This window comes from Motiliproteus sp. (assembly GCF_965230735.1).
Lineage (GTDB): Bacteria > Pseudomonadota > Gammaproteobacteria > Pseudomonadales > Balneatricaceae > Motiliproteus.
Genome location: NZ_OZ246016.1, coordinates 2,303,116 through 2,327,869 on the forward strand (window position 1 = coordinate 2,303,116; position 24,754 = coordinate 2,327,869).

At 56.1% G+C, this 24,754-nt stretch carries 21 protein-coding genes; 11 read left to right on the top strand and 10 right to left on the bottom strand.

The window, feature by feature from the left end; translation table 11 throughout:
- Positions 1-80: 80 nt before the first annotated feature.
- A complete protein-coding gene (locus ACO05M_RS10745) occupies positions 81-467 on the bottom strand; it encodes a DUF3461 family protein (protein ID WP_421862343.1) in 387 nt (128 codons plus the stop codon).
- Between the two features lie 226 nt (positions 468-693).
- On the opposite strand from ACO05M_RS10745, the gene ACO05M_RS10750 reads away from it, so the two are divergent.
- Positions 694-2,409 (top strand): EAL domain-containing protein, encoded by a 1,716-nt coding sequence (locus ACO05M_RS10750; protein WP_421862346.1) that lies wholly within the window; start codon positions 694-696, stop codon positions 2,407-2,409.
- Between the two features lie 82 nt (positions 2,410-2,491).
- Entirely contained in the window at positions 2,492-4,798 is a 2,307-nt protein-coding gene (locus ACO05M_RS10755) for a YgiQ family radical SAM protein (RefSeq protein ID WP_421862348.1), read from the top strand.
- Between the two features lie 57 nt (positions 4,799-4,855).
- Here the strand turns inward: ACO05M_RS10755 and ACO05M_RS10760 are convergent, their stop codons facing one another.
- A complete protein-coding gene (locus ACO05M_RS10760) occupies positions 4,856-5,065 on the bottom strand; it encodes a cold-shock protein (RefSeq protein ID WP_421862351.1) in 210 nt (69 codons plus the stop codon).
- Between the two features lie 307 nt (positions 5,066-5,372).
- Between ACO05M_RS10760 and ACO05M_RS10765 the strand changes: the two genes are divergently transcribed.
- The gene (locus ACO05M_RS10765; RefSeq protein WP_421862354.1) at positions 5,373-5,966 is read left to right on the top strand and encodes an ACP phosphodiesterase; all 594 of its coding nucleotides are present in this window, start codon (positions 5,373-5,375) and stop codon (positions 5,964-5,966) included.
- 53 nt (positions 5,967-6,019) lie between these two features.
- Here ACO05M_RS10765 and ACO05M_RS10770 read toward each other — a convergent pair whose 3' ends face one another.
- Positions 6,020-6,292: a late competence development ComFB family protein gene (locus tag ACO05M_RS10770; RefSeq protein WP_421862357.1), complete on the bottom strand. Its 273-nt coding sequence runs from the start codon at positions 6,290-6,292 to the stop codon at positions 6,020-6,022.
- 176 nt (positions 6,293-6,468) lie between these two features.
- Between ACO05M_RS10770 and ACO05M_RS10775 the strand changes: the two genes are divergently transcribed.
- Positions 6,469-7,035: a 2-hydroxychromene-2-carboxylate isomerase gene (locus ACO05M_RS10775; protein ID WP_421862360.1), complete on the top strand. Its 567-nt coding sequence runs from the start codon at positions 6,469-6,471 to the stop codon at positions 7,033-7,035.
- A gap of 43 nt (positions 7,036-7,078) precedes the next feature.
- Here the strand turns inward: ACO05M_RS10775 and ACO05M_RS10780 are convergent, their stop codons facing one another.
- The 5 genes from ACO05M_RS10780 to ACO05M_RS10800 all read right to left on the bottom strand — a co-directional run bounded on the left by ACO05M_RS10780 (position 7,079) and on the right by ACO05M_RS10800 (position 12,389).
- Positions 7,079-7,849, bottom strand: a complete 771-nt coding sequence (locus ACO05M_RS10780; RefSeq protein ID WP_421862363.1) for a DUF4197 domain-containing protein — start codon at positions 7,847-7,849, stop codon at positions 7,079-7,081.
- Positions 7,850-8,015: 166 nt separating this feature from the next.
- Positions 8,016-8,765 carry an amino acid ABC transporter ATP-binding protein gene (locus ACO05M_RS10785; RefSeq protein WP_421870731.1) on the bottom strand — a complete coding sequence of 250 codons (750 nt, stop codon included), beginning with the start codon at positions 8,763-8,765 and terminating at the stop codon, positions 8,016-8,018.
- A gap of 66 nt (positions 8,766-8,831) precedes the next feature.
- Positions 8,832-9,935 (bottom strand): amino acid ABC transporter permease, encoded by a 1,104-nt coding sequence (locus ACO05M_RS10790; RefSeq protein WP_421862366.1) that lies wholly within the window; start codon positions 9,933-9,935, stop codon positions 8,832-8,834.
- 1 nt (position 9,936) lies between these two features.
- A complete protein-coding gene (locus ACO05M_RS10795; RefSeq protein WP_421862369.1) occupies positions 9,937-11,127 on the bottom strand; it encodes an amino acid ABC transporter permease in 1,191 nt (396 codons plus the stop codon).
- A gap of 239 nt (positions 11,128-11,366) precedes the next feature.
- The gene (locus ACO05M_RS10800) at positions 11,367-12,389 is read right to left on the bottom strand and encodes an amino acid ABC transporter substrate-binding protein (protein WP_421862372.1); all 1,023 of its coding nucleotides are present in this window, start codon (positions 12,387-12,389) and stop codon (positions 11,367-11,369) included.
- Between the two features lie 668 nt (positions 12,390-13,057).
- Between ACO05M_RS10800 and gcvP the strand changes: the two genes are divergently transcribed.
- Complete coding sequence (gene gcvP, locus ACO05M_RS10805; protein ID WP_421862375.1) at positions 13,058-15,955, top strand: aminomethyl-transferring glycine dehydrogenase; 2,898 nt, start codon at positions 13,058-13,060, stop codon at positions 15,953-15,955.
- Between the two features lie 115 nt (positions 15,956-16,070).
- On the top strand, positions 16,071-16,943 hold the full coding sequence (locus tag ACO05M_RS10810; protein WP_421862378.1) for a DMT family transporter: 873 nt from the start codon (positions 16,071-16,073) through the stop codon (positions 16,941-16,943).
- A 26-nt stretch (positions 16,944-16,969) separates the two neighbouring features.
- On the opposite strand, the gene ACO05M_RS10815 is transcribed toward ACO05M_RS10810, so the two are convergent.
- Complete coding sequence (locus ACO05M_RS10815) at positions 16,970-18,127, bottom strand: GNAT family N-acetyltransferase (protein ID WP_421862380.1); 1,158 nt, start codon at positions 18,125-18,127, stop codon at positions 16,970-16,972.
- 166 nt (positions 18,128-18,293) lie between these two features.
- Between ACO05M_RS10815 and ACO05M_RS10820 the strand changes: the two genes are divergently transcribed.
- From ACO05M_RS10820 to ACO05M_RS10835, 4 genes are all read left to right on the top strand, one after another.
- Positions 18,294-18,797, top strand: coding sequence for an HIT domain-containing protein (locus tag ACO05M_RS10820; RefSeq protein WP_421862383.1), 504 nt, complete (start codon positions 18,294-18,296; stop codon positions 18,795-18,797).
- Positions 18,798-19,040: 243 nt separating this feature from the next.
- The gene (locus ACO05M_RS10825) at positions 19,041-19,277 is read left to right on the top strand and encodes an FmdB family zinc ribbon protein (protein ID WP_421862385.1); all 237 of its coding nucleotides are present in this window, start codon (positions 19,041-19,043) and stop codon (positions 19,275-19,277) included.
- A gap of 69 nt (positions 19,278-19,346) precedes the next feature.
- Positions 19,347-21,110, top strand: a complete 1,764-nt coding sequence (gene aspS / locus ACO05M_RS10830) for an aspartate--tRNA ligase (protein WP_421862387.1) — start codon at positions 19,347-19,349, stop codon at positions 21,108-21,110.
- Positions 21,111-21,213: 103 nt separating this feature from the next.
- The gene (locus ACO05M_RS10835) at positions 21,214-21,954 is read left to right on the top strand and encodes a YebC/PmpR family DNA-binding transcriptional regulator (RefSeq protein ID WP_421862390.1); all 741 of its coding nucleotides are present in this window, start codon (positions 21,214-21,216) and stop codon (positions 21,952-21,954) included.
- A 71-nt stretch (positions 21,955-22,025) separates the two neighbouring features.
- On the opposite strand, the gene ACO05M_RS10840 is transcribed toward ACO05M_RS10835, so the two are convergent.
- Positions 22,026-23,819, bottom strand: a complete 1,794-nt coding sequence (locus tag ACO05M_RS10840) for a methyl-accepting chemotaxis protein (RefSeq protein ID WP_421862392.1) — start codon at positions 23,817-23,819, stop codon at positions 22,026-22,028.
- Between the two features lie 636 nt (positions 23,820-24,455).
- Here ACO05M_RS10840 and ACO05M_RS10845 point away from each other — a divergent pair.
- Positions 24,456-24,665, top strand: a complete 210-nt coding sequence (locus tag ACO05M_RS10845) for a cold-shock protein (RefSeq protein ID WP_114694494.1) — start codon at positions 24,456-24,458, stop codon at positions 24,663-24,665.
- Positions 24,666-24,754: the final 89 nt, after the last annotated feature.

A 24,754-nucleotide genomic window follows, 5' to 3' on the forward strand; every position in this document is an offset into this window, starting at 1 on the left:
CTGTCAGCCGGGTGATTTGCTGATCCCGGATAAGAAAAAGGAGGCTTCGGCCTCCTTTTTTGTGACTGGCAGCGGCAGGCTTATTTGATCTTGTCGATATCGCGACGGATCTCGGCCAGCTTGTTGTTGACCACCTTTTCCAGATGGTCGATATCGGCGTGCAGGCGCTCGCGGATATCCTGAACTTCGTGCTCGTGTTGCACCAGATCGTGCAGCTCATCGATCGCTTTCATCAGGAACGCCGACATCTCGGAGATCTCCTGATACTTGTCGTGGCTGCTGTCTACCCGCACCGTCTTGTGAGAGCGACCAAACTTGAACTTCTTACTACGGGGCAGCAGTGAGCCCTTTTCGCGGCGAAAATAGACCTTCAAGACATCCACATCGCCTTCCTGGCGCAGGCTGTACTTGTAGATCTCTTCGACTGACTGGATACCCATTTCGGTCAGGGTGGGGTAGGTAGACATAGTGCAACATCTCAAAATATTAAACACCCTGACACTGTAGAAGAGCTTGCCGAGGCTATCAACCGAAAGTTGAATAGAAGTGTCGGATTGTTGGTTGATTCCACTGACCTTTTGCCAGCACTGCTGTCTATAGTTACCGGAACAGCAATCACCGAGAATGCGTTCTCAATCATTAACCGAACCGGAGATGTGGATGCCTGCGCTGGATTCTAGCCTGGAGCCGAACATGTTGAGTCGGAAAAATCTGCAGGGGCAGACCCTGGAGCAGGTGGCGGCGCTGTTTGATGCTAACCCGTTGGCGGTGATGGTGGTGGATGAGCAAGGATTGATTCGATACCTGAATCCGGCCTGCTGTCGTTGTACCGGCTTTTCGGCGGAGCAGTTGCTGGCCAAACCGGTGATGTCACTGCGCTCGGAATTGACCCCGGAAAGCCTCTATCCGTCGATCCTGCGCTCGCTGAACCGAGGGGTGGGCTGGAGCGGCGAGCTCTGTTGTCGGCGCAGCAGCGGCAAGCCGGTCTGGCTGCGTGTCCATCTGTCACCCTTTGCCGGCCCTGCAGGCCAGCGGCATACGCTGGTGATGATGGAGGCATTGCTGGAACGGCTAGATTATGAGCAGTGGTTATCGCCCAGCCCAGGGGTTGATAGTCTGACGGGCCTGCCGACCCGCTCCGAGGTGGAGGCCAGCCTTCGGCAACTGATCGAGCAAAGCCAGATCGATCAGCACCGGATCGCGCTGTTGAGCATCGATATCTACCGTTTCAAGCAGTTTAACGAAAGCCTGGGCCATCAGAGCGCGGATGAACTGCTGGTGGCCGTGGCACAACGGCTTAAACAGCGTAAGGGCAGTTCAGACGAGCTTTGCCGGCTGGGGGGGGATCAGTTTCTATTGTTGAGTCGGATGGATTCAGCTGCCGAACCGCTCTACGAATTGGCATTGTCGATACAGTCCGATTTCAGAGAACCCGTCACTATCGATGGGCAGCGTCTGTTCGTCGGGTTGAGTATCGGATTGGCCTGTTTTCCCGACGATGGGCGGGATCCGGTGCAATTGCTACAGCATGCCGATACGGCCCTGTATCGGGCCAAGAAATTGGGACGCGACCGGATCGCTCGGTTTGAACCGGCACTGGAACAGCAGGCCCAGGAGTTACAGCAACTCGAATCGGAGCTGCGCTTTGCGCTGCAGAAACAGGAGTTGGAGGTTCATTACCAACCCTTGGTCAGTTTGGATTGCCAGGTGGTGGGAGCTGAGGCGGTGATGCGTTGGAACAGTCCCAGCCTGGGGCAGGTTGTACCGGAGCAATTCGTCGCCCTGGCCGAGTCGATAGGGGTGATCCACCAGATCGGTGCCTGGGGTTTGGATCAGGCCTGCGCCCAGGCCAAAAACTGGCTTGAGGAGCCGACGGCTCCCGATTTTGTCGCCGTCAATGTGTCCCCCCGCCAGCTTTGCCATCCCGACTTCGTCGATCAGGTGCGGGCGGCACTGGCGCAGCATCAGTTTCCGGCCCGGGCTCTGGAGTTGGAGATCACCGAGGGGGTGCTGTTAAACAATCGGGATAAGGCGGCCAGGCAGCTGGAGCGGCTGGGTCAGCTGGGGGTCCGCTTGTCGCTGGATGACTTCGGTACCGGTTATTCCTCGTTGAGTTACCTGCAGCACCTGCCGTTCGATACCTTGAAGATCGACCGCAGTTTTGTGACCGGGCTGCCGGCCAACCGGGACAACGGGATGCTGGTCAAGGCGATCATGTCGATGGCAAAAAGTCTGGGCTTGAAGCTGGTGGCTGAGGGTGTTGAAAATCGTGAACAGGTGACCTACCTGCAGGCGCTGGGCTGTGACCTGTTGCAGGGTTACTACTTTACCCAGCCATTACAAGCGCAGCGTTTCCTCGAATGGTGCCGCCACCAGCCGCTGGCCTGCGGTCTTTATGATGCGGAATAAGTCATTTATTGATTCGCTGTCAGGCTGCTCGCGGCAGCGCTTTCCGCTATAATCTGTCAGCCCTTCTACTGATGTATCCGTTATGACCGCTGTTCGCTCGCTACTCTCCTATTTGCCCGCCAAAGTACCGCCCGCCGCGCCGGTGCTGCCGATGTCCCGTGCTGAAATGAAACAACTGGGCTGGGATGCCTGTGATGTGGTGTTGGTGACCGGTGATGCCTATGTGGATCACCCCAGTTTCGGCATGGCGGTGATCGGTCGGGTGCTGGAGCGGGCCGGTTACCGGGTCGGGATCATTTCTCAGCCGGATTGGCACTCCAAAGACGACTTTATGAAGCTCGGTCGACCACGGCTGTTCTTTGGTGTGACCGCCGGCAACATGGATTCAATGATCAACCGCTACACCGCCGAGCGTCGTCTGCGTCATGATGATGCCTATACGGCCGGCGGCGAGGGAGGCAAACGACCGGATCGGGCGGTGGTCGCCTATGCCCAGCGCTGTCGTGAAGCCTACAAAGGCGTTCCCCTGGTGCTTGGGGGAATCGAGGCGAGTCTGCGTCGAATCGCCCATTACGATTACTGGTCCGATAAAGTCCGCCGATCGGTGCTGCCCGATGCCAAGGCCGACCTGCTGCTCTACGGCAATGCCGAACGAGCCCTGCTGGAAGTGGCCGAGCGACTGGATCAGGGAGAACCGGTCTCGGAGTTGACCGATATCCGTGGTACCGCGGTGATGCGTTCGCACCTGCCGAGCAACTGGACCCTGATCGACTCCACCGATGTGGATCAACCCGGTATCGTGGTGCCGCCGCAGAACCCCTATCAGGAGCAACCGGACTGCGAGAGTAATCAGGCAAGAGAGCAGGCCAGGGAAGCTCAACAAGCTGCGGCACAGCCGGTTGAGGTGGAGCCGCAGCCGTTAAAACTGGTCGATCTGAAACAGAGTAAATTCAAGCCCGAGCGGGATCGCAGCTTTATCCGACTGCCGGCCTACGAGGTGGTCAGCAAGGATCCGGTGATGTACGCCCACGCCTCGCGGGTGATGCACCTGGAGACTAATCCGGGCAATGCCCGAGCGCTGGTGCAGCGCCACGGAAACCGCGATCTGTGGGTCAATCCGCCACCGGTGCCGTTATCGACCCGCGAGATCGATGCGGTGTTCGATCTACCCTACAACCGTTTGCCCCACCCGGACTACGGCGATCTGCGGATTCCGGCCTACGAGATGATCCGCTTTTCGATCAATATCATGCGTGGCTGCTTCGGCGGTTGCAGCTTCTGTTCGATCACCGAGCACGAAGGGCGGATCATTCAGAACCGCTCGGAAGCGTCGATTCTGGGCGAGATTGAGGCGATTCGCGATAAGGTTCCCGGTTTTACCGGCACCATCTCCGACCTGGGCGGACCGACCGCCAACATGTACCGGCTGGCCTGTAAGGACGAGAAGATCGAGGCTGCCTGTCGGCGGCTGTCCTGCGTGCACCCGGGGATCTGCGTCAACATGAAAACCGATCACCGGCATCTGACCCAGCTTTACCGCAAGGCCCGTAAGATCCCGGGGGTGAAACGGATTCTGATCGCTTCCGGTTTACGTTATGACCTAGCGGTGGAAGATCCGGAATACCTGCGCGAACTGGTGACCCACCATGTCGGCGGCTATCTGAAAATTGCCCCCGAGCACACCGAAGACGGGCCGCTGTCGCTGATGATGAAGCCGGGGATGGGGACCTATTACCGCTTCAAGAAACTGTTTGAGAAGGTATCGCGGGAAGCCGGCAAGAAGCAGTATCTGATCCCCTATTTCATCTCGGCCCATCCGGGAACCCGGGATGAGGATATGGTCAACCTGGCGTTGTGGTTGAAGCAGAATGACTTCAAGCTCGATCAGGTGCAGAACTTTATTCCGTCGCCGATGTGCAATGCGACCACCATGTACCACAGTAACCGCAACCCGCTGAAAAAGGTGCGGCGCGATGATAAAGATCCGGTGGTGGTACCCAAAGGCGGACGTCAGCGACGGACCCACAAGGCGATTCTGCGCTACCACGATCCGGATAACTGGCCGTTGATCCGTGAAACCCTGAAGCGGATCGGGCGCAGTGATCTGATCGGGCGCCATCCTGATGCACTGGTGCCGCCGGAAGGGCGCAAACCGTTGCGTTCGTCCTCTAAAGCCCGCCCGGCGCTGACCCAGGGGGATTATCAGAACCGGCGTAATAAACCGAAACGGCAGCAGAGCATCAAGCGGACGGGCGCCCAGGCCGATTCCAAATCGGGCCAGTCTGCCCGTGCGGGAACGTCGGCCCATAAAGGGGGCGGTAAGGGCAAAGGCGTTAATAAAGCTCAGCGGCCCGCGAAAGTAGGGAACGTCAGGGGTAAGAGATCCTGAATCGCAGCCAAAAAAAATGACAGCCTCTGGCTGTCATTTCTTCAACGTCCGGCTCAATCAGAGCGGGTTTACGTTGGTGGCCTGCGGGCCTTTCTGGCCGTCGGTCACTTCAAATGAGACGGCTTGGCCATCGGTCAGGCTGCGCCGACCACTGCCATTGATGGCACTGAAATGTACAAAAATATCCGGGCCGCTCTCCTGAGCGATAAAACCGAAGCCTTTCTCGTCGTTGAACCATTTAACGGTTCCATTCATCACTTCTGACATGCGTGTTCAACTCCAGGGTTTTCTGCATGGTACTTTATTGTTGTTTTGTACTTCTGACCGACGGCTAAGGCAGGCTTCAGAGAGGCATGGTAGCTCCCGGCGGGGTCATCCATTTAGCGCTTCGAAGCAAGACCTTTGTTGCCATTGAGTAACAAATACCCAGGCAGGTTAACCCAAGCCCTGTTTCGAAACAATGTGTGATCGATGACATTTTTGCTGCGATTTTTATTGCGATATCAATGCCATGCTGTCTGAACTGATCTAGGATTTTAAACCCCGTTGGCCTGTTAATTGAGAACGCTCAAGCATGAACTATCTGGCCCACCTGTACTTTGCCGATCCTACGCCGGAATCGATGATGGCCAATCTGATGGGCGACTACATCAAGGGTCCGCTGGCACCGGACTGGCAGCCGGCGTTACGTGATGGGGTGGTATTGCACCGAAAAATCGATGCCTTCACCGATACCCATCCGCTGTTTCTGCAGGCTTCTCGACGCTTAAGCCCTGCCAGGCGGCGGTTTGCCGGGGTGATTCTGGATATCTGCTTTGATCATTATCTGTGTCAGCACTGGCAGCGCTTTTGCGAGCAATCACTGGCGCAGTTCATTTCCGGGAGTTATCAGCTGTTGGATCAATATGAGGGCTATATGCCGGAATCGATGCGGTTGCCGGTATCGAAGATGATTGAGCAGGACTGGCTCGGCAGTTATGCCGCAGCCCGCCAGATTCCGATGGTGTTGGACCGGGTAGCCAGACGATTACGACGACCGGATAGAATGCTGGGGGCCGGTGAGGAGTTTCTGGTGCTATACCCGGAGCTTGAGCAGGACTTTCTCGGTTTTTTCCCGCAACTGATTAATCACGTCGAGCGATTAAAAGCTGTTGATCGCCAAGGATAAGCCGCTTAGCGCCGCTACCAAGCAGCTCAGCGGCGCCTTATTGCAGACCAGGGTCAACCTTTATCGCGGAGGCTCTTCTCGACGTAGGTGATCGCTTCGGCGATGGCGTCATCCACTTTGTCCTTCATCTCCTGTTGTTCGGTCGGAGACAGGTAGAAGGCCATATCGATCTCATGGCGGAAGTAGCGTGGCGGCAGCCGATTAAGGGCGACACAGGCGATATCCTCTATCTCTTCGGCATCGCGAGGCGCTTGTCGTTGCAGCTCGGCCAGGGTGTCGGCGACAAGCTTTTCGTAATAGTTGTGAATATTTTCCTGAATGCTCATTTAATCAACACCTTACAACTTAACGTTGGTTTCCATGGGCTGTTATTGACCGGCCTTCGGAGCTACCGGTATCACGCCAAAATGTGATGGTTGAATAACGATAACACAGCTTGCGGGCTTAGGTCGGCAAAGGATACTCTGGGATTACCCCCTGATTGAAACCGTTGAGTCACAGCATGAGTCGCACCATAGAGTTCTTCTACGATCTGATGAGCCCCTACAGCCATCTGGCGAACTGGCGACTGCCCGGGGTAGCCAAGCGCTCGGCGGCGGTGGTAGTTCCCCGGCCGGTGTCGTTGCCGGAACTGTTGGCGCTGAGCGGTAATCAGCATCCGGCGGAGTTGGAGACTAAACGGGACTATATGCGCCGGGACCTGGATGCGCTGGGGCGCTATTACGGTATTCCGATGGAGTGGCCGGAGCAGTGGCCGGTCGATAGTTCCCGGGCGATGGCTGCGTTGGCGCTACTGGAGGGCAGGGCACAACAGGAGTTGGCGAACGAGTTGTTCAGTGCGATCTGGGACCGGGGAGAGGATATTGCCGACCCCGAAAGCCTGGTGGCGTTGCTGGGGGAATCCCTGTGGCAGCAGAGTGACACCGACGAGGCGCGCCAGCGGTTACGGGACAACACCCGGGAAGCGTTCGAGCGGGGCGCCTTTGGGGTGCCCAGCTGTTTTGCCGGTGAGCAGCTGTTTTTCGGCAATGAACGTCTGTTCCTGTTGCAGATGCATCTGAACGGCTAAACGGCAGTGACGTGATTGCTGGTTTTAAAGTGATTTCAGTGGCTTAGTTTCCAAAGACCTGTTTTAGCAATTCTGTCGAGCGAGCCAGAGGTTGTTCGCGGATTCGCTTCTCCTCTTCGGCCAGGACCTTGAATAATCCCACCAGGGCCTTATCGGTGACATAGCTTTCCAGATCCAGATTCATGTCGCCGACCAGCGGGTATTGCGATGCCTGCTTCACCAGCGCCTGGTAATAGTTGGTGACGCCGACCTGCTGCATACTGTCTCGGATGATGGGCTCGAAAGCGGTTTTCAGGTCCGCTTGGGTCTTGTCCTGGAAATAACGGGTTGCCGCATCGTCCGAACCTTCGTAGATCTGTCTGGCATCCTCAAAGCTCATCCCTTTAAGGGTGGTCAGGAAAGGCTCTGCCGCCAGCGGTGCTGCTTTTTCTGCGGCGCGGTTGATACTCCGTTCAAAGTCGTCCACCAGCGACTGGCCGCCGAATTTTCCAACCAGTTTGGCGCCCTGATCGATCACCGACGGTAAGGGGATGCGGATAGTCGGATTACCCAGATAACCATCGGTTTGGGAGACCTGGTCGACGGCTCGCTGGGTACCGACCTCCAGCGCCTGCTTCAGGCCCCGGATCAGGGTGTCGGTGTCCAAGGATGAGTGGGAAGCGCCATCGCTGTTTGTGCCCTGTTGCAGCAGCTGTGGGGCTTGCTCCTCTACCTGCTTGAGGATATCCCCCCAGCCGGCAACGGCATTAACGGGCGCCAATAAACTGATTGATGCCAAGGCTAGCGGGGCGAGTCGGTGAAGCTGGATCGGCATGGTGAACCTCAGTGTTGAACGGTTGCAATCAGTGTAGCCGCTATGGAGGAGTCCGTTACTGAACACGCCAAAGTCTGTTCAAATTGGCCGTTCATCGGTTCGACGTATCGATTGGAGATAAAAAAAGGGAGCCGCATGGGCTCCCTTGATTTGGCTGTGAGTATGATCAGTGTTGCAGGATCTGACTCAGGAACAGCTGGGTCCGTTCGGACTGAGGATTGTTGAAGAACTCTTCCGGTTCGTTCTCTTCGATGATCTGGCCGCCATCCATAAAGATAACGCGGTTGGCAACGGTCTTGGCGAAACCCATTTCGTGGGTGACACAGAGCATCGTCATGCCTTCCTGGGCCAGCTCGATCATAACGTCGAGCACTTCCTTGATCATCTCCGGGTCGAGTGCCGAGGTTGGCTCGTCGAACAGCATCACTTCCGGGTTCATGCACAGGCTTCGGGCGATCGCCACCCGCTGCTGCTGACCACCGGATAGCTGGCCCGGGTATTTATACGCTTGATCCGGAATCTTTACCCGCTCCAGGTACTTCATCGCGATCGCTTCGGCTTCCTCGCGGGGGGTCTTGCGAACCCAGATCGGCGCAAGGCAGCAGTTCTCCAGCACGGTCAGATGCGGGAACAGATTGAAGTGCTGGAATACCATACCGACTTCACGACGGATGGTTTCGATGTTCTTCAGGTCGTTATTGAGGGTGGTCTCGCCGACGATGATATCGCCGGCCTGGTGCTCCTCGAGACGGTTCAGGCAGCGGATCATAGTCGACTTGCCCGAACCGGACGGACCGCAGATAACGATCCGTTCGCCCTTGCGAACGGTCAGGTTGATATCTTTCAGGACGTGAAACTCACCGTACCACTTGTTGACGTTGTTAAGTTGAATCATCACCTCGTCGGAGACGTTCATGCTGGCCTGGCTTTGTTGTTCTGACATTGCAGACTCCTTGAATTCTTTTACTTCTGACGGCGCCCGTTAGCGGGCACCGTGACCGGTGTGCAGTTTGCGTTCGAGGAATTGGCTGTAGCGGGACATGCCGAAGCAGAAGACCCAGAAAACGAAGGCAACAAAGGTATAGCCTTCGATGGAGTAACCCAGCCATTTCGGATCGGACAGTGCCGCCTGGACGATCGCCAGCAGGTCGAACAGACCGATGATCAGTACCAGAGATGTGTCCTTGAATAGCGCGATAAAGGTGTTAACGATACCGGGGATCATGATCTTCAACGCTTGTGGCAGCACGATCAGGCCCATCTTTTTCCAGTAACTCAGACCCAGCGCATCGGCCGCTTCGTACTGGCCTTTCGGAATCGCCTGCAGACCACCACGGATAACCTCGGCCATATAGGCGGACTGGAACAGGGTGATACCGATCAGCGCTCGCAGCAGTTTGTCGAAGTCGATCTCTTCCGGTGCGAACAGCGGCAACATGACCGAGGCCATGAACAGGATGGTGATCAGCGGAACACCGCGCCACATCTCGATAAACACGGTACAGAAACTGCGTACCACCGGCATATCCGAGCGACGTCCCAACGCCAGCAGTACCCCGATCGGCAGCGAGGCGACAATCCCCACCAGGGCCAGAACCAGAGTCAGGCTGAGCCCACCCCATTTATGGGTTTCGACCACTTCAAGGCCGAATGAACCGCCGTAGAGCAGGAAGAAGGCGATGATCGGGAAGACGACCAGTGTAAAAGCGCTGATCCAACCCCGTTTGGGCATGCCCTCGTAAACCAACGCCGTGATCAGTATCGCCAGCATGACGAACAGAATGTCGATTCGCCAGTACTCGGATTCCGGGTAGAACCCATAGATAAACTGATTGAACCGGGCATTGATGAAGACCCAACAGGCACCGCCGCTGGTACAGGCATCCCGGCTGTCACCGGCCCAATCGGCATCGATGAAGGCCCACTGAACGGCCGGGATTACGGTGATCCACAGCAGGTAAGCCACGATCAGCGTCAGCACGGTGTAGGTTGGGGTTGAGAACAGATTGGTCCGCAGCCAGCCAACCACACCGACGGTGCTGGCGGGTGGCGGTAGATCGGGTAATTTCTTGTCGTTGACGATCATATTAACGCTCCACCAGCGACATGCGCTTGTTGTACCAGTTCATAAACAGCGACACCAACAGGTTGATGGTCAGGTAGACCGCCATCGTCATGAAGATGATCTCGATCGCCTGGCCGGTCTGGTTCAGGGTGGTACCCATGAACACGGAAACCAGATCCGGATAACCGATCGCGGTAGCCAGTGAGGAGTTTTTAATCAGGTTCAGGTATTGGCTGGTCAGCGGTGGAATGATGACCCGCATCGCTTGGGGAACCACGATCAGACGCAGGGTGCGGCTGTTGTTTAATCCCAGCGCATGGGCCGCTTCGCTCTGGCCCTTGTTTACCGCCAGGATACCCGAGCGGACAATCTCGGCGATAAAGGTACCGGTATAGACCGACAGGGCGATCAGCAGTGCCATCAATTCCGGAATGATGGTAGCGCCGCCACGGAAGTTGAAGCCCTTCAACGCCGGGTAATCCCAGGTCATCGGCGAGCCGGCCAGGAAATAGACGATCAACGGCAGGCCGATCAGCAGAGCCAGGGCCGCCCGGAAAACCGGGAAGGTCTGACCGGTTTCGTCCTGGCGTTTATGGTTCCACTTGACCAGAAAGATCACGGCGACGACGGCAATCGCGAAGGCGATTGTTACGAACATAAAGGCCGGGTGGAATTCGGGCCAGGGGATGTAGAAGCCCCGGTTGTTGAGGAAGGCACTACCGATTTCAATACTCTGCCTGGGTGAGGGCAGGGGCTGTAGAACCGCGAAGTACCAGAAAAAGATCTGCAGCAGCAGCGGAATATTCCGGAAGATCTCAATATAGGCGGTTGCCACCTTGTTGATCAGCCAGTTCTGGGACAGCCTCGCGATCCCCATAACAAAGCCGATGACTGTGGCTAGAATAATCCCCAGTGCAGAAACCAGCAGGGTGTTGAGCAGACCAATGATAAAGGTCCGGCCAAAACTGAAGGTGGCGTCATAGGGAATTAAGGTCAGCAGTATCTCGAAGCCGGCGGCTTGACCAAGAAAGTCAAAACCGGTGGTGATACCACGTTTTTCAAGGTTAAAGAGTGCGTTTGAGATGATGTAGGCAAAGAAACCCAGAATCGTAAGAATCATCAGTATCTGGAACAGCAATGCCCGTTTTTCAGGGTCGTTCCAGAACTTGGGTTTCGAGGAGGGTGCCACGCCGTTTTTCACATCAGTGGGCATGGAAAGATCTCCGGTTTGTTGTTATTAGGTTCATAAAGTCTAGCAGCCAGCTTTAACTTCGCCTGCTGTTAAACCTTGCCGAGGGTCGATCCTGGAGTTGCATTAACTATTTGAGCAACTCTCTGATTCATAAAAGATAATCGACATCCTGGTCGATGCTGCTTCGGTAGAAATTGCAGCGGGTTATAGAAACGGCCGGAAGGATTCGCTCCATCCGGCCGTCATGAGGGGCTTAAGAATTAACGCATCGGCGGTGCGTACAGGAAGCCGCCTTTGCTCCACAGTGCGTTTACACCACGGTCGATTGCCAGCGGGGAGCCGGAGCCGACGTTACGCTCGAAAGCTTCACCGTAGCTGCCGACCTGCTTAACGATCTGGTAGGCCCAGTCATCGCTCAGCTCCATACCGGAACCTTTCGGACCTTCCATGCCGACGAAACGACGTACGCTCGGGTTGGAGCTGTCCTTCATCTTATCGATGTTGGAAGAAGTCAGGCCCAGTTCTTCGGCGTTGATCATCGCATTCAGAGACCACTTGACGATGTTGAACCAGAGGTCGTCACCCTGACGAACGACCGGACCCAGCGGCTCTTTGGAGATAACTTCCGGCAGAACCATGGCGCTATCCGGGTTGGCCAGCTTGATACGCAGGGCGTACAGCTGTGATTGGTCAGAGGTCAGTACATCACAGCGGCCAGCCTCAAAACCTTTAACCGTTTGGTCAGAAGTATCAAATACCACCGGGGAGAAGCTCATCTTGTGCTCACGGAAGTAGTCGGACAGGTTCAGCTCGGTGGTGGTACCGGACTGGATACAAACGGCTGCGCCGTCCAGCTCCAGAGCGCTCTTAACGCCCAGGTTCTTGCTGACCATGAAACCCTGACCGTCGTAGTAGTTTACGCCGGCGAAGTTCAGACCCAGGGTGGTGTCACGGGTTTGGGTCCAGGTGGTGTTACGAGACAGTACGTCGATCTCACCGGACTGCAGGGCGGTGAAACGCTCTTTAGCGGTCAGCGGGATGTATTTAACTTTGGAGGCGTCACCCAGGGTGGCGGCGGCAACGGCGCGGCAGACGTCTACGTCCATACCTTGCCAGTTACCTTTCTCATCGGGATTCGAGAAGCCCGGAAGACCGGTAGAAACACCGCATTGGACAAAACCTTTCTCCTTGACGGCATCAAGGGTGGCGCTTGCGGCTTGTGCGCCAGATGCCATGCCCATTGCAATGGCTGAAACGGCTGCAAGAGAAGTGATTTTTTTCATAATTGTTCCTTCTGTTGTCAGGTTATCCACCTTATTTATTAAGAGGTTGGATAAAGCTAACGGGTCGTGTTGTTGTAATTCCCGATAATGCAAGCGTTATGCCACCTGTTCAAAATAATTACCGTCTTGGTGCTCATCTAAAGACCTCTATCGTCTTGAAATTCACATAAAAACGGTAGGGTGAACGACAACTGCTCGCCTAGCGATTTGATTGAAGCAGATGGATTTAGGCCCAACAATATCGCTACTTGATGCTAGTAGAGCTTAATAGGTGCTTCATTAGCATCTGCTTGCGCCATTTTACTGTTGTTAAATTTCTGGAACACGGCCGTAAAAGTAATTTAAATCAATTAGTTATCGCTTTTTGTTGAAAATATTCACATTTCTGAAGCTGTGGTGCCTGTGGCGCCACTTTTGGTGACAGTCTGTTCCGCGGCGCGGGCGACGGTTTGATCAGGTGTCGTGCCGGCTCCCTTCGGGATAACTTTTTTGCTACAGTTCACGCCCTGTTATGGGCACTGAAAAGGGAACTTTTTGTATCCTGAGCGCTTTGTTGGTGCAGTGAAGCTGTATCTCAGTGCCGCGAGAAAAGAAGTGGCGCCAAGCGACTTTTTGAACCTTACTTTATGTCGTATCTCTGCGACGTTTCGATGAATAGGTATTCAGGTATGACTCCTTCTGATCATATTCCGCTGTCGGTTTTGCAAAACGCCAGCGAGTTCACTGAGCGCCATCTTGGCCCCGACCTCCCCCAACAAAATCAGATGCTGGAGGCCCTGGGGCTCCAGACGCTGGCTCAGTTGATCGATCAAACCGTGCCGGAGTCGATTCGTTTGAGTCAGCCGCTTGCTTTGGCCGACGGCAAGAGTGAAGCACAGGTGTTGGAATACCTGGCTCAGGTAGCGGCTAAAAACCAGGTCAACAAATCCTACCTTGGTGCCGGCTATTACAACTGCCGGGTTCCTAATGTGATCCTGCGCAACGTGCTGGAAAATCCGGGTTGGTACACCGCCTATACACCCTATCAGCCGGAGATCGCCCAGGGCCGTCTGGAAGCGCTGTTGAACTTCCAGCAGATGGTGATGGACCTGACCGGCATGGATCTGGCCAACGCCTCTCTGCTGGACGAAGCGACCGCCGCCGCCGAAGCGATGGCACTGTGTAAGCGTGCCAACCGCAAGAAAAGTAATCTGTTCCTGGTCGACGACCAGGTCCATCCGCAAACCATCGATGTGGTTAAGACCCGGGCCGAGTATTTCGGCTTTGAAGTGATGGTGGGCGAGCTGGATGGTTTGCTGGATCAGCATGAGGCGTTCGGCGTCTTGATGCAGTACCCGGGAACCACCGGTGCGATCTGCGATATCGAGGCGTTGATCACTAAGGCCAAAGCCCAGAAGGCGATGAGCTGTGTCGCGACCGATCTGCTGGCGCTGGTCTCTCTGAAGGCTCCCGGAGAGCTGGGCGCCGATGTGGTATTCGGCTCGGCCCAGCGTTTTGGTGTGCCGATGGGCTTTGGTGGTCCCCATGCCGCCTTCTTTGCCACCACCGAAAAACAGAAGCGTGCGATTCCTGGACGGATGATCGGTGTGTCGATCGACAGCCGCGGCAATCAGGCACTGCGGATGGCAATGCAGACCCGCGAGCAGCATATCCGCCGCGAGAAGGCCACTTCCAACATCTGTACCGCTCAGGCACTGCTGGCCAACATGGCCGGTTTCTACGCCATCTACCACGGTCCGGAAGGCCTGAAACGGATCGCCGACAGGGTTCAGCGTTTGGCCAGTATCCTGGCTTCCGGTCTGCAGGCGGGTGGTGCCGAGCTTCTGCACGAGAGCTGGTTTGATACTCTGACCTTAAAAGCTGCGGATCAACAGGATGCGATCCTGCAGCGTGGTTATGCTGCAGGCGTTAACCTGCGTCCGGTCGGTGATGATCAGATCGGCATCAGCCTGGATGAGACCACCACGGCGACCGATGTCGAGCAGCTGTGGCAGATTGTGTTGGGTGCCGATCATGGCCAGGATCTGGACGCGATCGACCTGGCAATCAGTCAGGGCCAGCAGAGTGGCATCCCGGCCGAGCTGCGTCGTACCTCCGAGTTCCTGACTCACCCGGTATTCAACAGCTACCACTCCGAAACCGAGATGCTGCGTTACCTGAAGCGTCTGGAAAACAAAGACTTCAGCCTGACCCACGGCATGATTCCGCTGGGTTCATGCACCATGAAACTGAACGCCAGCGCCCAGATGATTCCACTGAGCTGGCCCCAGTTCGCCAATATCCACCCGTTCGCGCCGCGCGATCAGGTTCAGGGCTACATGCAGCTGATCGACGAGCTCGAAGCGATGCTGGTCGAGGTGACCGGTTACGACAAGGTCTCGATGCAGCCCAACTCCGGTGCCCAGGGCGAATACGCCGGTCTGCTGGCGATCCGCAAGTACCAGGAGAGCATCGGTGAAGGTCACCGCGACATCTGCCTGATCCCGAGCTCCGCCCACGGTACCAACCCGGCTTCTGCCGCGATGGCCGCGATGAAGGTGGTTGTGGTTGAGTGCGATGAGCTGGGTAACGTCGATATCGACGACCTGAAGGCCCAGGCCGAAGCCCACAAAGATGATCTGTCCTGCCTGATGATCACCTACCCGTCCACCCACGGGGTGTACGAGGAAGGCATCAAGCAGATCTGCGACATCGTTCACGACAACGGTGGCCAGGTCTACATGGACGGCGCCAACATGAACGCCCAGGTCGGTCTGTCCAAGCCGGGTCTGATCGGTTCCGACGTCTCCCACCTGAACCTGCACAAGACTTTCGCCATCCCACACGGCGGTGGTGGTCCGGGCATGGGTCCGATCGGTGTGAAGAGCCACCTGGCGCCGTTCCTGCCGAATCACGCTGTCAGCCCGATCGAAGGCCCACTGGCCTCCATGGGGGCGGTCTCCGCGACGCCGTTTGGTAGCGCCTCGATCCTGACCATCTCCTGGGCCTACTGTGCCCTGCTGGGTGCCCAGGGTCTGCAGAAGTCCACCGAGGTGGCGATTCTGAACGCCAACTACCTGACCGAGAAGCTGTCGGCGCACTACCCGATTCTGTACCGCGGCCGTAACGATCGCGTCGCTCACGAGTGCATCGTCGACATCCGTCCGCTGAAAGAAGCGTCCGGCATCTCCGAAGAGGATATCGCCAAGCGTCTGATGGACTTCGGTTTCCACGCCCCGACCATGAGCTTCCCGGTTGCCGGCACGCTGATGGTGGAGCCGACCGAGTCCGAGTCCAAGGCCGAGCTGGATCGCTTTATCGAAGCGATGCTGACGATCCGTGAAGAGATCCGTCAGGTGCAGGAAGGCGAGCTGGATGCAGACAACAACCCGCTCAAGAACGCGCCCCACACCCAGGCCGACATTGTTGAGGGTGACTGGGATCGTCCGTACTCACGCGAGCAGGCGGTGTTCCCGGTTCCGAGCCTGAAACACAGCAAGTTCTGGCCGTCCAGCAACCGGATCGACAACGTCTACGGCGACCGTAACTTTGTTTGCAGCTGCCCATCGATTGACGAGTACCGTTAATTCGGGGTCGGGTTTGCTAGTTGAAAGGCCGCAATGATGCGGCCTTTTCTTTGGCGAATGCGTTAGGAAAGCGTGGCCGAGTTTTGGTCAGGCGTTGGTAAAAGGAATTTAACCATTGAGTATTCAGCGAACTTTGCAATATCCCGCCCAAGGGGTGGGTCTGGCTCTGATGGCGGCAGCGATGTTGCTGATCCCGTTTGTGGACGGGCTGGCTAAATATCTCAGCGAAACTCACTCGCCGTTGTACGTCAGTTGGGCTCGCTATGCTGCGGCAAGTCTGGTGGTCGTGCCGATTGCACTGGCGGTCCATGGTCGTCGCTGTCTGCCGACGGAAAACCTGGGGGCCCATTTCAATCGGACCCTGTTTCTGGTGATCGCGATGACGCTCTATTTCGTCGCGCTGTCCAAAGTCCAGATGGCGTCGGCGATTACCGCCTACTTTGTCGGACCGATTATCACCGCAGTACTGGCGGTTATCTTCCTCAACGAGCGGCTGACCCCGCGAAAGATCATGGCGCTGGTCTGCGGATTCGTGGGCACGCTGATCATTCTGGATCCGGCGGGCGAGATCGAACCGGGGATTATCTACGCGCTGGGTAGTGGGCTGTTTTTCGCGTTCTATCTGATTGCGACCCGGCTGGCATCGAAAAATAACGACCCGTTGAAGACGTTGACCTTCCAGTGCCTGGTGGGCTCGCTGATTCTGACCCCGCAGGCGATCTGGGCCTGGTCGGTACCGCAGCTGTCCGAACTGCTGTTCTTTGCGGCAATTGGAGTATTGTCCTCGCTGAGCCATCTGCTGTCGATCCAGGCGTTCCGTTACGCCGAAGCGTCGTTGCTGGCGCCGCTTGTTTATCTTGAGCTGATCGCTGCCGCTGCGGTGGGCTATCTCTTCTTCGATGAGGTGCCGGCGCTGATGTTGTGGGTCGGGGCCGCGGTGATTATGGCGGGAGGGGTGTTGCTGCTAAACGAGCGCCGTAGCAGTTAACGCGTCGAATTTAGATCCCGGTACGATCAGCAATTCGATTGACGGTAGGGGAGTAGTCCTCGGGCCTGCTCGATATAGGCCTCGACCTGGCGGCGCTCTTGGGCCAGCCATCTTTCTACCCCTTGGTGAAGTCCCGGGTGTTTCAGCCAGTGCAGCGAACAGGTTTTGACCGGCTCGAAGCCACGAATCAGCTTGTGCTCGCCCTGGGTGCCGGGATCGAAACGCTTCAATCCTCGTTCAATCGCGAACTCGATCCCCTGGTAGTAACAGGCCTCGAAGTGAAGGCAGTCGTAGCCGGGCAGTCCGCCCCACCAGCGCCCGTAGAGGGTGTCCTGGTCGAACAGAAACAATGCGCAACCCACCAGCGGGTTACCAGGAGCGCTTTCGTCAACGGCAGTGACCAGCAGCATTCGGTCGGCAAGCTGTTGTCGTAGCTGCTCAAAGAAACGACGATTCAGGTACGGGTGGCGGCCTCGCTGGTGATAGGTCAGGGCATAGAAGTCGTAGAAAGCACCGATCAGGGTGCTGCTGATCTGCTTGCCGCTAAGCCGGTTGAGGCGGAGTTGCTGCTGTTCAATTTTGCGCCTTTCCCGTTTCAAGCTTTTGCGCTTCTGGGAACGCAGTTGCGAGAGAAAATCGTCGAAGCTGCTGTAGTTGCGATTAAACCAATGGTACTGGCAGTCAAACCGCTCCAGCAGCGATTGCGATAAGGGCCAGTGGCGTTGAATCCGTTCGCGACTCGGGTGATCGGCAAACAGCAGGTGCCAGGATGAGGCCTGCTGCTGTTCAGCATGGCCGATCAGTTGTTCCAGCAGTGCCGGCAGCAGGGATTCTGCGTCGGGATCAGACAGGCCTAGCCGAGGTCCGGGGCAGGGTGTGTAGGGAATGGCGCTGATCAATTTCGGATAATAGGCCAGTCCGGCTCGTTCAGAGGCATCGGCCCAGAGCCAGTCGAACACGTATTCGCCGTAGGAGTGCTGTTTGAGATAGAGTGGCAGAAAGGCTTCCTGATCACCGCTGTCTGATCTCAGCGTCTGGTGTTGGGCCAGCCAGCCACTCTGCGGTCCAAGGCAACCACTACTTTCAAACGCCTCCAGAAAAGCGGCGCTGAACAGCGTCTGCTGTTCGACGGGGAGGGTGGTCGGCCGGAGTTGGTCGATCAAGTCGTTGTTTGCTGCTGGCATAAAACATCCGCCTGGATTGCGAACCAAACTGAAAGACAGAAGCTCGCCAGGACTTATTCGTAGGTTCCCAAGCATAGACGGTTTGCTAAGCCTTACTCGGCTATTTATTCGCGTTGGTTGATGCCAACTGGCTTATACTCAGATAAAACCCCGTAAGGAGACAAGTATGACCGAACTGGAGGCCAGCGCCGATATTGATTATGACCCGGCCCGGGATCTGGATCCGGAGCTCCACCCCTACAGCCTGGATCCGCAGCTAGCGCAGGACTGTATTCGACTGGGGCGTTTCTCATTGTGCGAGCTGTTGCTGATGAACGACGCCAACTATCCCTGGTTTATCCTGGTGCCACAGCGTTCGGATGTCGGTGAGATCTATCACCTGTCGGTGGAAGATCAGCAGCAGCTGTTGGCCGAATCGAGTCGGTTGTCGTCTAATCTGGCCGATATTTTCAATGCCCATAAGATGAATGTGGCGGCGCTTGGAAACGTGGTGCGCCAGCTTCACGTGCATCATGTGGTGCGCCAACCGGATGATCCTGCCTGGCCGGCGCCGGTCTGGGGCAAACTGCCGAGCCAACCCTACAGTGACGAACAGATTGCCGATATTCGTGAGCGGGTTAACAGTATGTTGGCCGATGACAGCGAGTACGAAACCGTCGCGGAAGGCTGATCTTAACCCGATCTGTTACCTCGTCCTGATGCCGGATGCCCTGGGTATCCGGCTCTACAGCGCTGCAATCCCGTCTTGTCCAGCATGGTTATTCTGATCTGTGCGGTGGCGATCTGTTCGGCTCTGCTGCGAACATCAAAACTGCCTCCATAACTCCGCCCAGATTCCCGTCCGGCAGGGGATGTCAGACCTCGCCGAAGCAGTTATAATCGCGCGTTTGTTTGACAGCGATTTACTTCAGATATGCCCATCTACGAATACCAGTGTGGTGACTGTGGTCACCAACTCGAAGCGTTGCAGAAGATCAGCGATGATGCGCTGACCGATTGCCCTCGCTGCGATCAGCCCTCTCTGACCAAGCAGATCTCGGCCGCCGGTTTCCGCCTGGCGGGCAAGGGATGGTACGAGACCGACTTTAAGACCGGATCCAAGAAGAATCTGGCCGGCGGTTCCGACAGTGCCTCCAGCGCTGACAGCTGAGCAACTTTAGAATTCGGCGTTCAAAGCGACGCTAGATAGATTGATTCATTTTGAGAACAGGACAGCATTATGCGTAGCCATTACTGTGGCAGCTTGAACGAAACTCTAATCGACCAGACGGTTACACTCTGTGGTTGGGTCCATCGTCGCCGTGATCACGGTGGGGTTATTTTCCTGGACCTGCGGGACCGTGACGGTATCGCCCAGGTGGTATTCGATCCGGACACCGAAGAGCATTTCGAGCTGGCCGACAGTGTTCGCAACGAATTTGTGATCCAGGTGACTGGTCGTGTCCGTGCCCGTCCGGAAGGTACCGAAAACGCCGAGATGACCACCGGTAAGATCGAAGTGCTGGGTAAGGAGCTGGTGATCCTGAACAAGGCCGAGACGCCTCCGTTCCAGCTGGATGATCACCAGACCGTCGGTGAAGATGTTCGTCTGAAATACCGCTACGTCGATCTGCGTCGACCCGAGATGCTGAACAAACTGCGTCTGCGTTCTCGGATCACCAATAAGATCCGCAACTACCTCGACGATAACGGCTTCCTGGATATCGAAACCCCGATCCTGACCCGTGCCACGCCGGAAGGTGCCCGCGACTACCTGGTGCCGAGCCGTACCCACGAAGGTAGCTTCTTCGCACTGCCGCAGTCGCCGCAGCTGTTCAAGCAGCTGCTGATGGTGTCCGGCATGGACCGTTACTATCAGATCGCCAAGTGCTTCCGTGACGAAGACCTGCGCGCCGACCGTCAGCCGGAATTCACTCAGATCGATATCGAGACCAGCTTCCTGGACGAAGAGCAGATCATGGGCCTGACCGAAGGCATGATTCGGGAGCTGTTCCAGGACGTGCTGAGCGTTGACCTTGGCGACTTCCCGCAGATGCCGTACTCCGAAGCGATGGAAAAGTACGGTTCCGACAAGCCTGATCTGCGGATTCCGCTGCAGCTGGTTGACGTTAAGGACCTGATGGCCACCGTCGACTTCAAAGTCTTCGCCGGTCCCGCCAAAGACCCGAAAGGTCGTGTGACCGCGCTGAAGGTTCCGGGTGGTGCCAGCCTGACCCGTAAGCAGATCGACGAATACACCAAGTTTGTCGGTATCTATGGTGCCAAGGGTCTGGCCTGGATCAAGGTCAACGAGCTGGCCAAGGGCGTCGAAGGGCTGCAGTCGCCGATCGTTAAATTCCTGGGTGCTGACGTCTCATTGGCGCTGATGGAGCGGGTTGAAGCCAAAGACGGCGATATCGTCTTCTTCGGCGCTGACAGCGGCAAGGTGGTTACCGAAGCTTTGGGTGCGCTGCGCTGCAAGCTGGGTGAAGACCTGGACCTGTACACCTGTGAGTGGGCGCCATTGTGGGTTGTTGACTTCCCGATGTTCGAAGAGAACAGCGACGGTTCGCTGACCGCGCTGCACCACCCGTTCACCGCGCCGAGCTGTTCCGCTGAGGAGCTGAAAGCGGATCCGGAAGCGGCGCTGTCCCGTGCCTACGACATGGTATTGAATGGTTGTGAACTGGGCGGTGGTTCGGTCCGTATCCACGACCAGAAGATGCAGGAAACCGTGTTCGACGTGCTGAATATCTCCGAAGAGGAGCAGCAGGAGAAATTCGGCTTCCTGCTGGATGCGTTGAAGTTTGGTGCGCCGCCCCATGGTGGTCTGGCCTTCGGCCTGGACCGTCTGGTGATGCTGATGACCGGTGCCAACTCGATCCGTGAAGTGATCGCGTTCCCGAAAACCCAGAGTGCAGCCTGTGTCATGACCGCTGCGCCGGGCGAAGTCAGCGCCACCCAGCTGCGCGAGCTGAATATCCGCATCCGCAAGACGCCCTGATCCGTTATCAAGGTTTAGGGCTGTGCCTGCGGAACCGGTTTTCGCAGGCTGTAACAAGAGATACCGGGCGGCAGAGGTCGCCCGCTGACAGAGGACAGTTTCTATGGCAGGTCACAGTAAATGGGCCAACATCAAGCACCGTAAGGCGGCACAGGATGCCAAGCGGGGTAAGATTTTCACCAAACTGATCCGCGAGCTGGTCGTTGCCGCCAAAGAGGGCGGTGGCGAGATCGCCGATAATCCGCGTCTGCGACTGGCGGTCGACAAGGCGCTGGGCGCCAACATGAAGAAAGACACCATCGAGAAGGCGATCGCGCGCGGCGCCGGTGGTGGTGAAGGCGAAAACTACGATGAGCTGACCTATGAAGGTTACGCGCCGGGTGGTACCGCGATTCTGGTCGAGACCATGACCGATAACGTCAACCGCACGGTGTCTGAGGTTCGGGCTGCGTTCTCCAAGGCCGGTGGTAATCTGGGGACTTCCGGTTCTGTTGCTTATCTGTTCGACAAGAAGGGGCAGATCAGCTTCGAAGAGGGAGCCGACGAAGAGCAAATCATGGATATCGCGCTGGAGTCCGGTGCCGATGACGTGGTCACTAACGACGATGGTTCCATCGACGTGTTTACCGACCGTGCCGAATTCCTGAGCGTTAAAGCGGCGTTGGAAGAGGGTGGTTTAACGCCGGTCTTTGCCGAAGTTTCCATGATCCCGTCGACCACCAACGAGCTGGACGTTGAGGCGGCGCAGAAGCTGATCCGTCTGGTCGATGTGCTGGAAGATCTGGATGACGTTCAGAACGTCTACCACAACGCCGAAATCCCTGAAGAGGCGATGGAAGAGTAAATCTTTCAGATTGCTGGATTCAGAATAAAAAAAACCGCGGCAGTGACCGCGGTTTTTTTTGGCTTCATAGTTTACTTGTCGTCCAGCAAACTGTCGGGTTTGAAGCCCATGATCAGATTGCCCCAGTGTTGGCCTTTGATGTAGATCGGCACGGCCAGGTCGTTGAGAATCTCTCCGGTATCCCGAATAAATGTTTGCAGCAGGAAGGGCTCGGTATTGACGGCTCGACGCTGTTCGGCGCGGTTTCCTTTGAAAATTCGCTGGTGCCGGCTCTTCATGTTATCGATGTTGAAGTCACCGGTCAGCGGTTGCGATACATGGCTGTGATGAACCGGCAGATAGCAATTTTTGTCGATGGCCACCGCATAGATAAACTCCGGACACTTCTTGATAAAGGAGTCATAGAGCGGCTGCATTTTGCGCTCAATCGTATCCAGATTGGCAATGCTGTATTTCTGCGGGTTGGTGTTGGGGATCGGCTTGTAGTTGTGGTCGAACAGGTTGACGCCCTGGCCGGCAAGCTCTTCGAAGGCCTGGGTTACCTGATCGCTCCATTGCCGTGCTTGAAGAATAATCCGCTCAAAGCCGCCGTAGCCGATGATAAAGCGCGATAGCAGTTCCTGGATCTGTTCGGTCGACAGCTCCAGTTCATCGGAGTAACCCTGAGAGCGATCGATATTGTCGCTGACCTGCTGGCTCAGCTCGCTGATCCGGGTAACGTGCTGGTGGGACTCCCGGTTGGTGGCGGATAGCTCTTCAATGGCGGCGCTGATTTCGGTGAGCTGACTGTTAACGGTTTCGAAGTCCGACACCATTTTGTGGAATTGGACCGAGGTCGACTCGACGACCGTCTGAGTGCTGTTGGTGAACTCCTGAATTTCTTCGGTGCCCTGTTTGGTGTTGGCCACCAGTGAGGTCATCTGGGTGATGTTGGTGCCGATTTCGTCGGTCGCTTTGCTGACCTTCTGGGACAGATTACGAACTTCGTCGGCCACCACGGCGAATCCTCGACCATGCTCACCGGCCCGGGCAGCTTCGATGGCGGCATTGAGTGCCAGCAGGTTGGTCTGTTCCGAAAACTCCTGCACCATGCCGACGATGTTGGCGATATTGTCGGAGTTGGTCGACAGCTGGACGACGGTTTCGTGGAAGCTGCCCACCAGTGCGGTCACTTGCTGGATCTGCTCCACGACATGCTCGAGTTCCTTGACCGAAGCCTGAGCCTCGCGCAGGTTCTGGCTGTTCTGGTCGGCGATGGTGCTGGTGTGCTGCGCAATGCCATCAATGGCTTCGGTAGCCTGAGAGCTGGATTCGAACACAAATTTGGCGTGGTTCTCCTGCTCAATCACATTTTTATGGGCCTGGGTGATTACCTGGCTGAGCTGGGTCGACCCCAGCGCTACTTTGACACTGCGTCGGCGGATTTTGGCGATGATTCCGCGCAGGTTGGTGGCAAATTCGTTATACCCTTCGGAGAGGTCGGCGATCTCGTCGTAAGTATCGACCGGAAGAGTCCGGGAGATATCGCCATTCTGTTCGCTGATCGCGCGGAGTATGTCGGTGATGGTTTTGATCGGCCGCAGAAACAGGTGGCGCATAAAGAAGATCAGGAACAAGCAAGCACCAAGGCTGATCACCGCCAGAATGCTGATATAGAGACTGCTGTCATCGGCGATGGACTGGACCTGTTGCACCAGCACGTTGTCAGCGGGGAATTTCTCGAGCGCGTCCTGGATGGCGCTGTTGTTGCTGAAAAATAACCAGAGAATCAGCAGCTGCATCAACAGCAGGAACACCACATTGCCGACGATTTTTCGTGTCAGCGTGAAGAAAAAGCTTTTTTCGATATTCTTATAAAGGCTCATACTGCTTCCTAGTTATTATGTTTCCAGCGACTTCGTTACTGCATGGAAAGTGCCCTGTTCGGGGCAGCTTTGAGCTTCTGATGATATTCCCTTTAAATCAAGAGGGACTTTGCCCAATTACGACTTAAGGATATGTCTAATTAATCATCGGAACAGCGGTGCCAAACTTTAGCCATTGATTCCAATGCTTAACGGCCAATTCCCGACGCTAACCCCCATCTCTCGATCCGGTTATGTGCTTGAGTCGCAGCGGTTGTTTCTCGGCTCGGCGGCTACCGAATAACATCTACCCCTGCAGAGTTTGGTTCTGTTGCTGGTCGAGAATGCAACAAGTTCCAGTCAAACCCTGGCAATGGGAGAGCGCCTGTTCGCCGATGGGTATGGCTGAAACGGATGGAGGGATGGGGTGTGAATCAGGGGATATCTTGGACATTGTAAGGAAAATAGTGGGCAGATCGCGATAGTAACGGTATAGTCGGGATGTTTTGTCACGAAGACGTGCGAATCAGTATCGGTCGACCGTTCTATTGCGAGCTTTCTGATCCATCCTTGTTTGCCCTCTGCGTTAACGAAACGGTGCTGAACCGGATACGCCGGCTTGGCCCTAAGCACTATTTTTATCGAGAAAGAAAGACTATGTCAGACAAGCAAACCGGAACAGTTAAGTGGTTTAACGACGAGAAAGGCTTCGGCTTCATCGAGCGTGAAAACGGTAAGGACCTGTTCGTACACTTCCGTTCCATCCTCGCTGAAGGTCGTCGCACTCTGCACGAAGGCCAAGCTGTTAGCTTTATCGAAGTTGAAGGCCAGAAAGGCCCTCAGGCAGACCAAGTTACTGTCCTGTAAGATACTTTGATAACCCCGGTGTTGGCGGTTTCATAATCTTGTAGATTGCCGCTAAGACTTGAAAAAGCAGGTTTCGGCCTGCTTTTTTT